Source organism: Stenotrophomonas sp. 2YAF22 (genome assembly GCF_052114665.1).
Lineage (GTDB): Bacteria > Pseudomonadota > Gammaproteobacteria > Xanthomonadales > Xanthomonadaceae > Stenotrophomonas > Stenotrophomonas indicatrix.
On the sequence record NZ_JBFRFE010000030.1, the window covers coordinates 1 to 14,097 of the forward strand.

Here is a 14,097-nt window from a genome sequence, read left to right on the forward strand (position 1 = left end):
ATGTGCTTGCATCTGTATCGGTGCTTTCCGCCTTGGGATGGTGGCGGTGGGACAATCTGAAGACCACATTGATCTGGGCGGGCGGCTCCGCGCTGCTTTCTCTCTACAACTTCCAGAAAATTTCGACTGGAAAGGCCTACTTCAAGTCCACAATGGTTGACGCAGCCGGCCTGGCGGCCGTGGTCGCTTTTGTCACCGCGAGCCACACCTTCAGCCTCGCTACTGAGCTGGTCATTGCCGCTGCCCTAATTCTGTTGAGCTTGGTCGTCGCATTGAGTGATCGGGCCGAGAAGCTGAGGTCGATTCATCTCGGAGGCATGGCGATAATGATCGTACTAGCTCTGCTGATGCTCGGAAATTCGATCTACTACTCCATTACCCATCTCAGCGATTTCGCCAGTGCAGACACTGCGCGCGATTTCGCCATCCCGATTCTACTAACGGTGATGTTCCTGCCGTTCCTCTACTGCCTTCATCTCTATTCAGTCTACGAAGGTGTATTCGCCAGCTTCCACTTCTCCATGAAGGATCCGACCCTGCGTCGCTATACGGCGTGGAAGCTGATTAGAGAACTCAGGGCAGACACCGTGGGATTGCTACGTTGGCAGCATCACGCAGCCCTGTTCCCGCCCCAGGACGCTGCCGAGATAGACGCGTCAATCGCAGAAGTCAGGAAAGTGAGACGTCTCTCAGTCCGTCCCCCCAAGGTATCGCCTCGCTTTGGCTGGCTTCCGCATCTCGCGACCACATTCCTGGATAATGCGGGTCTGCGTACAAACGCCTACCGCCGTACACATGATGGATGGCGAGCAAGCTCAGACTACTTGGACCTCGGAAAGGCACCGTTTCCTAACAATATCGCATATTACGTGGAGGGTGCCGAGCTCACCGTTGCAAAGCTGAAGCTAGTTCTGAACATTAATGCCCCAGAGGAAGCAGAGCAGGCGCAAGAGCGCTTCTCGCAGTTCGCATCGCTCCTTGCAAACGCGGCAATCCCCGGCTGGCCGCTTTCCGGGCAAGATCTTGACATCAAGATCAACGAGCAACCCGTGGTGATGAATGGATACGCATTGGCACTGAAAAAGCGCACTTGGACAGGCGGCATTCCAGGCGGCTACGATCTAGCCTTTACCATCGAAGTAGAAGATAGCGTCTGTAAGTGATCGCACGCGAGTGACTGAAGGGAGCGAAAGTTTTCCACGACAACAATCGCCACCGTAGTTCTCGAGGCTTGCGGCCTCATGCGAGTAGCAGGCCTACAGCATGCCTGCGCCTCACTTCAGCTTAGCGAAAAGTGCGCTTCTTGATCGCCTTCTAGCAACGCCACCGCACTGGGGACTGAGTAGCTCAGCGGTTTGATGCCCAATCTCCAACGAGACGGAGATTTGAGATCTCGCGGGATTGTGGAATCTGCCCGACGTTGTTAGCCCTGTTTGCGCACGGCCTTCTTTGCTGCCTTTTTTGTAGCCTTCCGAACCGGCACCGTCTTCACCTTCCGGGCGACCTTCCCAACCTTCTTCAGAGCTTTGGTGGCTGCCTTCTTCCCAACGGCGCCGGGGAAGCGTTCGCCAGGATTGGCTGCGCTCCAATCCTTGCCCTCAGGCCCGTTGCTGGACCGCATCGACCTGCACATCAACGTGAGCCGCATGGATGCGGTGGAGCTGCGTGAGAGCACACCACTGGGCGAACCCAGCGCCAGTGTTCGTTCACGTGTGGAAGCGGCGCATGCGCGGCAACAGGCGCGTGGTGGCCTCAACGCGCACTTGTTGCCGGCTGCGCTGCGTGCGTGCACGCGCTTGAGCGAAGCCGACCAGGACCTGCTGGAACAGGCCATCGAACGCCTGCAGCTGTCGGCGCGGGCAATGCATCGCATCCTGCGCGTGGCACGCACCATTGCCGATCTTGCCGAAAGCGAGAGCATCCAGACCGCGCACCTGGCCGAGGCCATCGGCTACCGGCAGCTGGATCGGGGCAAGCCAGGCACCTAGCACGCTGCTGCATGCACGAAGGAATCAGATTCATCTGATATCTGCGATGCCACCTGCGCCGTGACCATTTCCGCGAGCCCATACACAAGGAGACGCGGTTTGCTCAGGATGCTCATCATGGGCGGGCAGGAGGCCGCCCGTCAGCGGATATCACGGACGATAGGACGGCGCGGCCTGATCCGCATGGAATCGATCTACAGCGTGGACAGCGGCCTGTCGGTGCTGGAATGGCGCAACTACGACCTGGTGGGAACGTTCCTGGCTGCTGGCCTCGGCACGCGGTTGCAGGAATCATTCGTGCTGCGCGATGCGAAGGTGCAGCTGGTGCTGTTCGGCGTGGGGTTGAGCGAGGAAGTCGCCAGCATCCGCCTGCGTCTGCGCGCGCAGGGGCTACCGTCGCCGATTCTGGTCCGGACCGACTTTGACAGCTACGACGAGTCGCTGTTCTGGCGATCGTTGACGTCGCACATGATCCTGCCGTCGGTACTGGAGGGCACTGGCCCCCTCCCCGCCGTGGGCGACGCGTGCGACCATGCAGGACCCAGTCCCTAGCGGTGCCTGCCTTGCCAGGTGCCCGCCCAGCCATACATGAGCACTCCCCAACCGCCGCACCTGCCGACCTCCGATGCGTCCACCCCGCTGACACCTGCGGCAACCGGCGGCGGCGGGCCACTGGGTGAAACGAAGATGCGCGAAATCGCGGTGCGGATCTCGCAGTACTTCCGCGATTTCCTTGAATCGGATTTCAAGCGCGCGCAGGCACCGCGGCGCCGCATCGTGCTTACCAGCGATTCCGGCTTCCGCGCAGGCATGCGCACCGCGCCGTATCCTGCGTTGGACAAGGAGCTGTGGAAGCTGCTCAGCCGGCCCTCCGGCGAGGAGCTTTCGTTCACCATCGGCCCGCGCAGCTACACCCGGCCGATCAGCGCGGCGCTGCGCCGCATCGTCGAAGAACAAGTGAACGCCATCACCGAGACCGCCATCGCCACGGTGCGCGTGGCCGTGCTGGACAAGGCGCGCGCCAGCATGGCCGGCGCGCTGGAAGACCCGGAAGCATGGGTGGAATCGGTGCAGGGCACCCTGGTGGATGCGATGTGCGTGCAGGTGGTGCGGCCGCTGATCGCGCATCTGGCCGGCCCACTGCAGGGCCAGGCGTACTGGGTGATGGATTCGCTGCACGCGGCTGAATCGGACCTGGTCACCCGCTCCGTTGTGGATCTGTACCAGACCCTGCCGGAGGTGCTGGCGCGCTTGCTGGCCGCCGGTGATGAACTGCCGCTGCAGCAGGCCTGCGAGCACCAGCTGACCCGCGAAGGCACGATCAGCGCGCTGATGGCCTTCTTCGAGAACTTCGTGGCGGCCGACGCCTTCCATGAGTTCCGCGACCTGGAAACCTATGTCGCCACCGGCGATGGCCTGCAGCTGTATCTCTACGTGGGCACGCTCAAGTACGCGGGCGTGCAGTACCCGGTGTTCTACCTGCCGCTGGACGTGGTGCGGGCCAAGGATGGGTCGGGCTACACCCTGACCCTCAGCAACCGGCTGTTCGCCAACCGCCGCGCGATCGACTTCGTGCTGCAGGAACTGGCCGTGGGCATGGCCCGCGAGTGGGTGTCGCCGATCCAGGAGCGCATCCAGTACCTCGACCCGGCGCAGAGCCTGTTCGAAGTGGCAGCGTCGCTGTTCCGGCAGGTGGCCAACGCGGTGGATCTGGGCGGCGACGTCTCGCTTTCCTCGTCTGCCAGCGAGGCATCCACCGCCACCGTTGCGCTGTCGCCTGCCCTGCACCTGGCTGCGTTCGAGCGCGCCGACGAGGCGCTGTTGAATGATTTCGAGGAGATCATCGACCAGGCCCGCAATGGGGGGTCGAAGCTGGTGGATCTGTTCCACGGCATGGTGGAAGGCGTGCTGATGCGCAACCCCGAACCCATCGGGGAACGAGTGGAGTCGGCCTGGGATGCGCTGCCGCTGGTAGAGCGCATGGTGTTCGATTCGCCCATTCCGTTGAATGAGGAGCAGCGCAAGATCCTGCTGGCGGTGCGCGAGCCACAGGGCCGCATCGTGGTGGTCGAAGGCCCCCCTGGCACCGGCAAGTCGCACACCATCACCGCCATCGCCGCGGACTGTGCGTTCAACAAGAAGAGCTGCCTGGTGCTGTCGGACAAGACCGAAGCGCTGGACGTGGTGTACGACAAGCTGTCCGATGCGATGAGCCGGGTTCGCCACGATCGCGATTTCCCCAACCCCATCCTGCGGCTGGGCCAGCAGGCAGCGAACTTCAAGCGCCTGACCTCCACCGGCACGATCAGCCAGATTTCAGCCTTCGCCAAGGCCATGAAGGCCAACCAGCCCGCCCTTGAGAGCGAGCGCCAGGACACGGCACAGACGCTCCGGCAGGCCATCTCCACTACCGTGCAGACGCTGGGGCGTGTATCGCTTGCTGCAGTGAAGACCATGCACGAGCAGGAAGCGGAGCTGGGCGAGCGCGCCCCCGCGGTGCTGCAGCAGGTGCACGCGGTGATGGATGCCAACGTGCTGACCGAGCTGGAAGCGGTGACCGCGCAGGCGGACGCACTGGAAGCCTATCTTGCCGATCTGTTCGGCAGCACCGACTACACGCCGGCGTCGCTGGACCAACGCATCCGTCGCGATGCGGTGACCACCGCTTTTCTTGCCGACCGACCGGTTGACGGCTGGGCGCTGTTCGAGTCGTTGGATGCAGAGCAGATACGGCTGCTGGGCACGCTGTTGCTGCAATACCAGCAGCTGAAGATGCCGCTGCTGGGTTATCTGCTGCGTGGCAATGCCGTGCGCGGGCTGGAACTGCAACTCAACCAGCTTGGCACCACACGGCCGCTGCTGCTCAAGCAGGATGCAGCCGCCCTGCAGAACATCGTGCAGGGCGCAAACGCGCTGCGCATGAAGCTGGAGGCCGAAGGCCTGGGCACGCAGCTGGCGGCCAGCTACCGGCAGATCGCCCACGGCGCCGCGCCGGGACCGGGTGCGGCGGTTGCACGGCAGGCAATGACCCTGCTGGCGCGGCTCAATCCGGCCATCGTCGAGGCCCTGCTGGCCGAGCCGAAGGACGATCCCGCGCTGTGGGCGCTGACCCTGCGCTTCCTGCAGGGCTGGATGGCCACGCGCAAGGCCTTCGTCGACGCGCCGCAGTACGACTATGTGGGCACCAAGACCAAGCTGGAACGCTTGAACACCTCGGTGATGAATGCCCATGTGGATGGGCGCCTGATCAGCTTCATGGATCATCACCGCGCCGACGCGCGGGCATTGGCGGGCGTGATCGCCAACCGGCAGAAGTTCCCGGTGGACAAGTTCGAGAGCGTGCGCGAGTCGTTCCCGGTGATGATCGCCAGCATCCGCGAGTTCGGCGAATACATGCCGCTGGCACCGGACCTGTTCGACGTGCTGGTGATCGACGAAGGCTCGCAGGTCTCGGTGGCACAGGCACTGCCGGCGCTGCTGCGTGCGCGCAAGGTGGTGGTACTGGGCGATTCCAAGCAGTTCTCCAACGTCAAGGCCGCCAACGCCAGCATCGCGCTGAACGACAAGTACCGCTCGGACCTGGTCAACTACTTCCGCACCAACGTCAGCCAGCAGGCCGACGTGCTGGAACGGCTGGCCATGTTCGATGTGAAGCGCTCGGTGCTGGAGTTCTGCTCGCTCTCGGCCTCGTACTCGGTGATGCTGCGCAAGCATTTCCGCAGCTATGCGGAACTGATCGGGTTCTCGTCCTCCACCTTCTACAACCACCAGCTGCAGGCACTGAAAATCCGCAGCCGGCCGCTGCAGGAGGTGATCCGCTTCAGCCAGGTCGATGCCACTGGGCACCGCACCAGCCGCAGCACCAACGACGCCGAAGCGGCCTTCATCGCCGAGCGACTGGTGGAACTGCTGGATACGGAGTCGCCGCCCACGGTGGGCATCATCACGCCGTTCCGCGAGCAGCAGACGCTGTTGTCCAAGACGCTGTTCAACCATCCGCGCGGCCGCGAGTTTGAAGAGCGGCTTCGCCTGAAGGTGATGACGGTCGACTCCTGCCAGGGTGAGGAACGCGGGCTGATCTTCTATTCGATGGTGGCGACTGCCGGCCAGGATGCGCTGAACTACATCTTCCCGGTCAGCCTGAGCGGCGCGGTGGATGCGGTGGAAGACAAGCTGAAAGTGCAGCGTCTGAATGTCGGCTTCTCCCGTGCGCAGGAGGCGATCTGGTTCGTCCATTCGATGCCGGTGGATGCGTTCCGCGGCGCAATCGGCAATGCGCTGCGTTACTACGCCAGCCAGCTGGACCGCCCCGCGCCCGACGCCGCGCAGACCGATGCGCGCAGCCCGATGGAATCGAAGGTGCTGCAGTGGCTGCAGCAGACGCCGTTCGTGCTTGCCCATGGCGATGCGGTCGAGATCATTCCGCAGTTCCCGGTGGGTGACTACCTGCGCCAGCTCGACCCGACCTATCAGCACCCGGCGTGGCGCGTGGACTTCCTGGTGACCGTGCAGACCGTGCGCGGCGCGCTGCAGATCGTGATCGAGTACGACGGTTTCGAATTCCATTTCCGCCGCGACAAGCCGGTGCATGTGGGCAACCACGAGCGCTATCTGGTGGAGGCCGACGTCGAGCGCCAGCTGACCCTGGAAAGCTACGGCTACCGCTTCCTGCGCATCAACCGCTTCAACCTGGGCAGCGACCCGGTGCAGACGCTGTCCGACCGGCTCTATCGCCTGATTGAAGTGGCCGGCACGGAAATCCGCTCGGCCGCGGTCGATCAGGTGATCGAGCAGGTGCAGGGACTGGAGTCGAAGGAAAAGAAGGTCTGCAGCCGCTGCGGGCAGATCCGCAGCCAGGAAGAGTTCTTCGACCCTGACCTGCGTGCCGGTGCCGGTGGGGTAGGACGGATCTGCATGCCCTGCAAGGCGGGCTAGGCGGTGTTGCGGGGTGCCAGCGTGCGCAGTGCCACCGCCGCCAGCCTGCGGCTGACCAGCGCGTAGAGCTCTTCCAGTTCGGCCGCGCGCGCGTCGGTCATGTTGGTACCGAACAGTACACGCGACAGCGCGGCCTTGTGGGTGTCGGCGGGATAGCGCGCCCGCGCCCGGTACACGGCCTGCAGCACCAGCCAGGCCAGGCGGAACCCGCCCCCGGGCAGGGGGCGGACTACGCGGTCATAGACCTGCCAGAACTGGTATTCGGCCTCCAGGTCGACCGCCGGTGCTGCGAACGGCACCGGACGCGCACGTCCATGGGCGCGCCTGCGGACCGGAGGGAAACGGGGGTTGTGCTGTGCCATGCGTACAGGATGACCCAGCAACATTGTGGGAACCTTGCGTTGGTGCCCGGAAATCAGTGCAGATTGTGCAAACAGCGGATGGGGTCGGAGCCCTTGGCGTGGCAAAGGGATCCGACCCCGGTCATGGCAGCCGCCGAAGAGCCGCGAAGTGCATCCACGCATGGCGTGGATCTACCGGGGTCAGAGCCCTCTGCCATGCAGAGGGATCCGACCCCGTTCCATGTATCAGAACGACATCGAGGTGCTGAACATCACCTGCCGGGGGGCGCTGCGCTGCAGGGTCTGGTAGTCGCCCGAGAACGACGAGCCGGCGATGGTGGCGGTGCCGATGTTGTTGCGGTTGAACAGGTTGCTTACGTCCAGCCGCAGCTCCAGCCCCGGCAGCATGCTGTCCGGGCCCAGGGTGTAGGCGGTGTACGCGTTGACCTGCCAGAACGTCGGCACGCGGATGTCGTTTTCATAGGTGAAGGGCTGGCGCAGGTACGAGGTGCTGGTGGCACCGAAACGCCAGTCGCCGAAGTGCGCGGACAGGTCGCTGACCAGCGATAGCTGCGGGTAGCCCGGCTGCGCGTTGCCCTTGATCGGGTACACGGTATCGCCCACCACGAAATCGCTGTCGTAGTACGAGCGCGCCAGTGCGATGCCCTGGTAGAACTGCAGGTGGTCGGTCAGGTCGGCGGTGATGCCGAGATCGGCGCCGATCACGTGCATCTTCGGCATCAAGCGCACCGTGTTGATCTGCGCGAACTGGGTGCCGATGGCTGCCGACAGCAGGCGGTTGCGGATGTCGTTGTAGAACACATCACCGGTCACGGTCAGGCGGTCGAAGCGGTGGCTGGCGCCCACGGTCAGGTTCCAGTTCTTTTCCGGACGCAGGGTGCCGGCCACGCGGTCGAACTCTTTCTGGTCACTGATGGTCCAGGCCGACGCGGTGTAGCCGATGTTGCCGCGCTGGGCCACGCGATAGCCGTTCATGGTGTTGACCAGGTCGATGAAGGCATCGGTCCGCTCGGTCGGGCTCCAGTACAGCGACACGTGTGGCAGGAAGTTGCTCTTTGCGCGCAGCGTGCCGAACACCGGGCGCTCCGCTGAGTCGCCGATGCCACCACCAGTGGTAGTGAAGTCCACGGCCTTGAAGCCCAACCCCAGCACCAGCGTGTCGGTGACGGCGTAGTTGTCATGCAGGTAGAGCTGCCGTGAACGGGTCACCCAGCTGGATGCGTTGTCGGTCTGGAACGCCGGACCGTACACATCGAACGGCCCGGTGGCCTTCAGTGGCTTGCCCTCCCCCAACAGCGGCTGCTGGTACCACTCGGTCTTCGCGGCCGCCTTGCTCTTCTCCTGCCAGAAACCGGTGGTGAGGGTGTGCGCACCGGTCTCGAACTGCAGGTTGAACATGCCCCCCAAGCGATTGAGGTGCGGCGTCTGCACCTGCTCGGAGAAGGGCGCGCCGTTGGGCGACGGCACGGTCGGGTCGGTCAAGGTGGCCTGGGTGTGGCTGTTGACGTTGTACAGCTGCACGTTGCCGCTGAGCGCGGGCGTGATCTGGAAGCGATGGTTGATCGAAGCGACGCGGTCGCGGGTCACCTGGCCGGTGTCGTAGGGAATCAGCTCGGACAGCTCACCGCAGGTGTAGGCGCCGCAGGACGTGTCGGCGTTCTCCGGCGAGGCCACGTAGTACGCCCACGCATAGTCCGGATAGAAGCTGTCGGCCTTCCAGCCCAACTTGCGGATCATGTCGAAGGAGATGTTGTTGTAGCCCCACACCGCGGCCTTGCTGTCGGACAGGAACACGGTGAAGTCACCCCACGCCACATCCTGCTGGGCCTTCAGGTCACCGCGCAGGAACTTCTGGGTGCCGGCGCCCTGGTACTTGTCGGCCGACACGCGCTGCAGGTCGACCAGCAGCTTCGGGCCGTGCTCGCCCAGCTGGCCGCTCTGGCCGGAGACCGTGGTGACCAGCGTGTTGTTGCTGCCCACGCCCTGTTTGAGGCGCAGGCTGGGGGTGTCCTGCAGGTCGCGCAGGCGGTACTCGAGGCTGCCGCCATTGACGCTGCTGGAGAACACACTCACCGGTGCACCGCCCGGGCTGACCGTGATCGAACCGATGCCATCGGGCACACCGACGTTGACCACGCTGGTGCCGGTAAGCGAGAGGAAGCCGTTGTCGTTCAGCGGCACGCCTTCGAAGGTGATGCCCATTTCATTCATGCGGAACCCGCGCACGAACAGGCTGGTAGCCGAGATGTCCAGGCCGAGGCCGTCGGTGGCGGTGTAGCTGGCGCCCGGCACGTTCTTCAGCATCGACAGGCCGTTGTTGCCGGACACCATCGAATCCAAGTCGGTGGCGTTGATGACGTAGCGGTTCGGGCCGACCACCTGGGTGGGCGYGACGGCTGCACCGCGTGGGGTGGCGATGACCTGCAGCGCGTTCAAGGTGGTGGGGGTGTCGTGGGCCGCGTCGGTGGACTCGGCAGCGTGCAGCGGTGCAACGAGTGCGATGCCGATTGCCAGGGCAAGAAGCGTAGGTGGAGTGTTCATGGCCAGATCCAGGGTGCAGGGGAAAGGTGGCGCAGGCGCACGCCCAGCGCGATGCAGCGCCGGTGTGCGGCGCGCTGGCTGGCGGCGATTGCGTTGAAGTGATGACGGCGCGGTACGCGCCGGTCAGTGGCGGATGAAGACGATCATCTGCCGTGGGATTCGGTGGCGTGATTTCGACGTGCGGAATTCTTGCATCGCACTGCCGCATCCGCCATTGCACCGTGGTACAGCGCCGATGGCGATGTGTATGGATGGGCTATACGTGGGTATAGCCCTTGCGTGGTAGGCCGACCTTGGTCGGCGCTTGCCGGCTGCGTGTGCCAACCAAGGTTGGCACCTACCGGAAGATGGACGCGCGGTTACTGCAGAACGAAACGCTCGATCGCCTTGGCCACGCCTTCATCGGCGTTGGTGGCGGTCTCGAAGCGCGCCACGGCCTTCACCGCATCGATGGCATTGCCCATCGCCACGCTGGTGCCGGCGTACTGCAGCATGGTGAGGTCGTTCTCCTGGTCGCCGATGGCCATCACGTTGGCGCGGTCGATGCCCAGGTGCTCGGCCAGCTTCTGCAGGCTTGGCCCCTTGCCGGCGCGGTGGTCGAATACTTCCAGGAAGAACGGCGCGCTCTTCAGTACCGCGAAACGCTCGGTCAGCGCGGCTGGCAAGCGCGCGATGGCAGCATCCAGCACGTCCGGCTCGTCGATCATCATCAGCTTGATGAAGGACATACCCGGGTCCATGTCGGCCACGCGGCGGTACGACAGTGGCATGCGCGAAAGATGCGAGTCGGCCACGGTGTAGATGCTGATGTCCTGGTTGGGCGTGTACATGCGCGTGGCATCGAGCGCCTGGAAGTGCACGCCGATCTCGCGGGCAACCTGTTCGCAGTACACGAAGTCATCGAAGCTGAGCGGATACTCGACCACCGTCTCGCGCGGGCCGATGCGCTGCACGAGGCCACCATTACAGGCGATGCAGTAATCATCGTCGCCATCGATGCCAAGTTCGTGCAGGAACGGCGCCAGCCCCGGAACCGGGCGGCCGCTGGTCAGCACGATATGCACGCCCAGCGCGCGTGCCCGGGCGATGGCCTGCTTCACGCGCGCGGTGAGCTTGTGGGCGGGGTCCAGCAGGGTGCCATCCATATCGATGGCGACCAGTTCGATGGTCGATTGCCTGCGACCCATGTCCATCATCTTCAACCAGTGCGGGGGACGCCCATTTTAGGCCAGGCCGCCTGGCAACGCCGGCCTCATGCATCGTTCACCTCTGCGCGGCGCTGGCCGGGGATACTCGTGGGGCCTGTGCGTCCCCCACCGCAGGACGGCCCTATCGACCGCCCTTCCCTGGACACTCTTTCGACGCATGACCTACCAAGCGCCCGACGCCACTGACACCGCCCCGCTTGCGCAGCAGATTGAAGACCTGATCGAGGGCCTGCCCGGCGACCATATCCGCGTCGGCACGCTGCTGCATGCGCTGGGCGACGAAGGCCTGATGCTGGTGGTGATCCTGCTGTCGGCGATCTTCCTGATTCCGGTATCGATTCCCGGGCTGAGCACGGTGTTCGGTGCCTCCATCCTGCTGATCGGCCTGAGCCGCGTGCGCGACCGTCCTTTGTGGGTGCCGCAGCGATTGGCCGACAAGCAGATCGCCACCGACAAGCTGAAAGCCAACCTGGGCCGTGCCCTGAAATGGGTGCATCGGATGGAGCGGTTGTCCCGGCCGATGCGGCTGGCAGCGATGGTGCGCTCGAAGAAGATGATGCGGTTGAACAACCTGGCGCTGGTGTTCGCCACGATCCTGCTGATGCTGCCGGCCGGGCCGATTCCCTTCAGCAACACGCTGCCGGCGCTGGCGCTGATGTCCTTCGCCATCGGTTTCATCCAGCGCGATGGCGCGGCGGTGGCAGCGGGCTACGGCTTCGTGGTGGCGTCGGTGGTGTACTTCGGTGTGCTGCTGGGCGGCGTAGGCTTTGCGGCCGAATCGGTGTTCAGTGGCTTCCGCAACGGATCATCGGCGCTGTAGAGCCGAGCATGGGCTCGGCCCTACAGCACGGGTGATGCGCGGGCAGCCGGCTACTTCGCCGACACCCGCCACACCACATCGCCCACATCGTCGGCGACCAGCAGCGCGCCCTCCGCATCGATGGCCATGCCCACCGGCGCGCCCATCAGCGTCTTCTCGTCCTTGGACGCGAACCCGCTCACCACCGCTTCCGGGCGGCCGGCCGGCTTGCCGTCCTTGAACGGCACGTACACCACTTCGTAGCCGCTCAGCGGCGAACGGTCCCAGCTGCCGTGCTCGCCGATGAAGGCACCGCCGTGGTACTTCGCCGGCAACGCCTGGCCGGTGTAGAACAGCAGGCCCAGCGGTGCCACGTGCGAGCCGATGGCGAAGTCCGGGCGGATTGCCTTGGCCACCAGGTCCGGCCGCTGCGGCTGCACGCGCTCGTCCACATGCTGGCCGTAGTAGCTGTAGGGCCAGCCGTAGAAGCCGTGCTCCTGCACCGAGGTGAGGTAATCGGGCACCAGGTCGGCACCGATCTCGTCGCGCTCGTTCACCACCGCCCACAGCTTGCCGGTACTCGGCTCCCAGTCCAGGCCGGTGGGGTTGCGCAGGCCCGAGGCGTAGATGCGGCTGCCGCTGGTGGCCACGTCCACTTCCAGCACCACCGCGCGGCGGTACTCGACGGCCAGGCCGTTCTCGGTGATGTTGCTGTTGGAGCCCACGCCCACGTACAGCTTGCTGCCATCGCGGCTGGCCAGCAGTTCCTTGGTCCAGTGGTGGTTGATGGTGCTGGGCAGGTCGGTGAACTCGCTGCCCTTGTCGGACATGCGGGTTTCGCCCGGCACGTAGTGGTATTTCATGATGTTGCCGGTGTTGGCCACATACAGCGTGTCACCGATCAGCTGGATGCCGAACGGCGAGTGCAGGTTTTCGATGTACACGTGCTGGGTCCAGGTGCCGGTGCCCGGCGCGCGCCGCAGCAACGTGACCCGGTTGCCGCCCTTGCCGGCCTTGCCCGAGCGCGCCTTCACCTTGCCGGCGATCCACTGCTTGGGCGTGGTGACCGGCTCTTCGCCGGGACCGTTGCCTTCCACTACCAGTACGTCACCGTTGGGCAGCGACAGCAGCCGGCGCGGGTGCTGCAGGTTGGCGGCGATGCGTTCGATCTTCAGGCCGTCGGCCACCGACGGTGCCTGTCCTTCGGCCCAGCCCACGCCCTTGGGCACCTGCATCGGCGGCAACAGGTAGTTCTCGGGCTTGGGCAACGGCGGTTGCGCGCCGGACTGGTCGGCCGGGTGGTATTCGGCCTTGCCGGCACAGGCGACCAACGCCAGGGACAACGAGAGCACGCCCACGGCGGGCAGGATGCGCTTAGCCATGACGGGCTCCTTGCAGCACCGGCTGCTGCAGCGAAAGCAGGATGAAGCCGAGCGCGATCAGTGCCACCGTCAGCGCGGAGAGGATGGTGCCCGGCACGGCCGCCGCATAGGCGTCGCGGCTGTGCACGAAAGCATTCCAGACCGCCAGCACGATGGCGACCAGGTTGAGCAGGAAATCGAGGCGGTCGGTGCCGGTGGCGGTGCCGTTGCGGCGCCAGACCGCGAACAGGTTGATCAGCCGCGGCAGGATGGCGATCAGCAGGCCGAAGGTGATCAGCCACGCCGCAGACTTGCCCCACATCACTTCAGCGGTGTTGAGGTAGRGGATGTCGAAAATGAGGCCGGCCACGAAGAAGCCGAACGGTATCGGATTCAACAGGCTGAAGAGTGTTGTGCCGAGGCCGCGATGGGCCTGGGCGACGGGGTTGACCATGGTCGTGCTCCGTTCGGGGAAGGGGTGCACGGGCTGTAGTAGCACAGGGGGGCGGGAGGGGGTGCGATGACCTGGGCATCGGATGGCCTCGACGCTATGGCRATGCCCAATGCGACGTCCGCACGACGTGGCCAGTGCCATCCAGCTCCACCGACCACGCCTCGATATGGGGCAGGAATGGATTTTCGTACCACAGCCGTTCCATGCAGGTGCCACTGCATGGCGTGCTGGCATAGCGGGAAAACCGTTGTCCACGCGGCTCTGTGACATCGGGTGCACCCAGCGCATCGATGACCGCCTCTCGACGGTCCCCGGGCCGCAGGGAAGCGATGCCGCGCTCGGCCAGGATGGAAGTAGCCGAGCATCCCCCTACATAAAGCACAGCTGCCAAGGCCAACAGCCAAGCCAGGATCTTCACGTCTGCGCCTCCGCATCCAGCTCCATGGCAG

The 14,097-nt window shown here is 64.6% G+C and carries 10 protein-coding genes and 1 pseudogene; 5 read left to right on the plus strand and 6 right to left on the minus strand.

Annotated features, from left to right (window positions below; genetic code table 11):
* The 4 genes and pseudogenes from AB4Y84_RS02535 to AB4Y84_RS02550 all read left to right on the plus strand — a co-directional run.
* On the plus strand, window positions 1-1,163 hold a 1,163-nt coding region (locus AB4Y84_RS02535; protein ID WP_442249731.1), incomplete at its 5' end, for a hypothetical protein.
* Window positions 1,164-1,505: 342 nt separating this feature from the next.
* Window positions 1,506-1,988 (plus strand): annotated as a pseudogene (locus tag AB4Y84_RS02540) (YifB family Mg chelatase-like AAA ATPase); the annotation flags it as partial.
* A gap of 99 nt (window positions 1,989-2,087) precedes the next feature.
* Complete coding sequence (locus AB4Y84_RS02545) at window positions 2,088-2,540, plus strand: hypothetical protein (RefSeq protein WP_336022288.1); 453 nt, start codon at window positions 2,088-2,090, stop codon at window positions 2,538-2,540.
* 36 nt (window positions 2,541-2,576) lie between these two features.
* Window positions 2,577-6,923 (plus strand): AAA domain-containing protein, encoded by a 4,347-nt coding sequence (locus AB4Y84_RS02550; RefSeq protein WP_442244180.1) that lies wholly within the window; start codon window positions 2,577-2,579, stop codon window positions 6,921-6,923.
* Here AB4Y84_RS02550 and AB4Y84_RS02555 read toward each other — a convergent pair.
* From AB4Y84_RS02555 to yidA, 3 genes are all read right to left on the minus strand, one after another.
* The gene (locus tag AB4Y84_RS02555; protein WP_223496980.1) at window positions 6,920-7,222 is read right to left on the minus strand and encodes a hypothetical protein; all 303 of its coding nucleotides are present in this window, start codon (window positions 7,220-7,222) and stop codon (window positions 6,920-6,922) included. The two genes, AB4Y84_RS02550 and AB4Y84_RS02555, sit on opposite strands and share 4 nt — an antisense overlap.
* Before the next feature lie 288 nt (window positions 7,223-7,510).
* On the minus strand, window positions 7,511-9,826 hold the full coding sequence (locus tag AB4Y84_RS02560) for a TonB-dependent receptor (RefSeq protein WP_442249732.1): 2,316 nt from the start codon (window positions 9,824-9,826) through the stop codon (window positions 7,511-7,513).
* Between the two features lie 359 nt (window positions 9,827-10,185).
* Window positions 10,186-11,019 carry a sugar-phosphatase gene (yidA, locus tag AB4Y84_RS02565; RefSeq protein WP_394196774.1) on the minus strand — a complete coding sequence of 278 codons (834 nt, stop codon included), beginning with the start codon at window positions 11,017-11,019 and terminating at the stop codon, window positions 10,186-10,188.
* Between the two features lie 172 nt (window positions 11,020-11,191).
* On the opposite strand from yidA, the gene AB4Y84_RS02570 reads away from it, so the two are divergent.
* Window positions 11,192-11,854, plus strand: a complete 663-nt coding sequence (locus tag AB4Y84_RS02570) for an exopolysaccharide biosynthesis protein (RefSeq protein ID WP_442244178.1) — start codon at window positions 11,192-11,194, stop codon at window positions 11,852-11,854.
* A gap of 50 nt (window positions 11,855-11,904) precedes the next feature.
* Here AB4Y84_RS02570 and AB4Y84_RS02575 read toward each other — a convergent pair whose 3' ends face one another.
* The 3 genes from AB4Y84_RS02575 to AB4Y84_RS02585 form a co-directional block, all read right to left on the minus strand.
* Window positions 11,905-13,215 carry a PQQ-dependent sugar dehydrogenase gene (locus AB4Y84_RS02575; protein WP_059065442.1) on the minus strand — a complete coding sequence of 437 codons (1,311 nt, stop codon included), beginning with the start codon at window positions 13,213-13,215 and terminating at the stop codon, window positions 11,905-11,907.
* Window positions 13,208-13,648, minus strand: coding sequence for a DUF2231 domain-containing protein (locus AB4Y84_RS02580; protein WP_442249733.1), 441 nt, complete (start codon window positions 13,646-13,648; stop codon window positions 13,208-13,210). The genes AB4Y84_RS02575 and AB4Y84_RS02580 overlap by 8 nt, the downstream gene beginning before the upstream one ends.
* A gap of 94 nt (window positions 13,649-13,742) precedes the next feature.
* Window positions 13,743-14,066 (minus strand): hypothetical protein, encoded by a 324-nt coding sequence (locus AB4Y84_RS02585; protein ID WP_442249734.1) that lies wholly within the window; start codon window positions 14,064-14,066, stop codon window positions 13,743-13,745.
* Window positions 14,067-14,097: the final 31 nt, after the last annotated feature.

What these genes read in the sequence shown, in the direction of transcription:
- AB4Y84_RS02550 (WP_442244180.1), top strand. Translation starts at nt 2,577, where the DNA reads ATGAGCACTCCCCAACCGCCGCACCTGCCGACCTCCGATGCGTCCACC.
- yidA (WP_394196774.1), bottom strand. Translation starts at nt 11,019, where the DNA reads ATGGACATGGGTCGCAGGCAATCGACCATCGAACTGGTCGCCATCGAT.
- AB4Y84_RS02570 (WP_442244178.1), top strand. Translation starts at nt 11,192, where the DNA reads ATGACCTACCAAGCGCCCGACGCCACTGACACCGCCCCGCTTGCGCAG.
- AB4Y84_RS02575 (WP_059065442.1), bottom strand. Translation starts at nt 13,215, where the DNA reads ATGGCTAAGCGCATCCTGCCCGCCGTGGGCGTGCTCTCGTTGTCCCTG.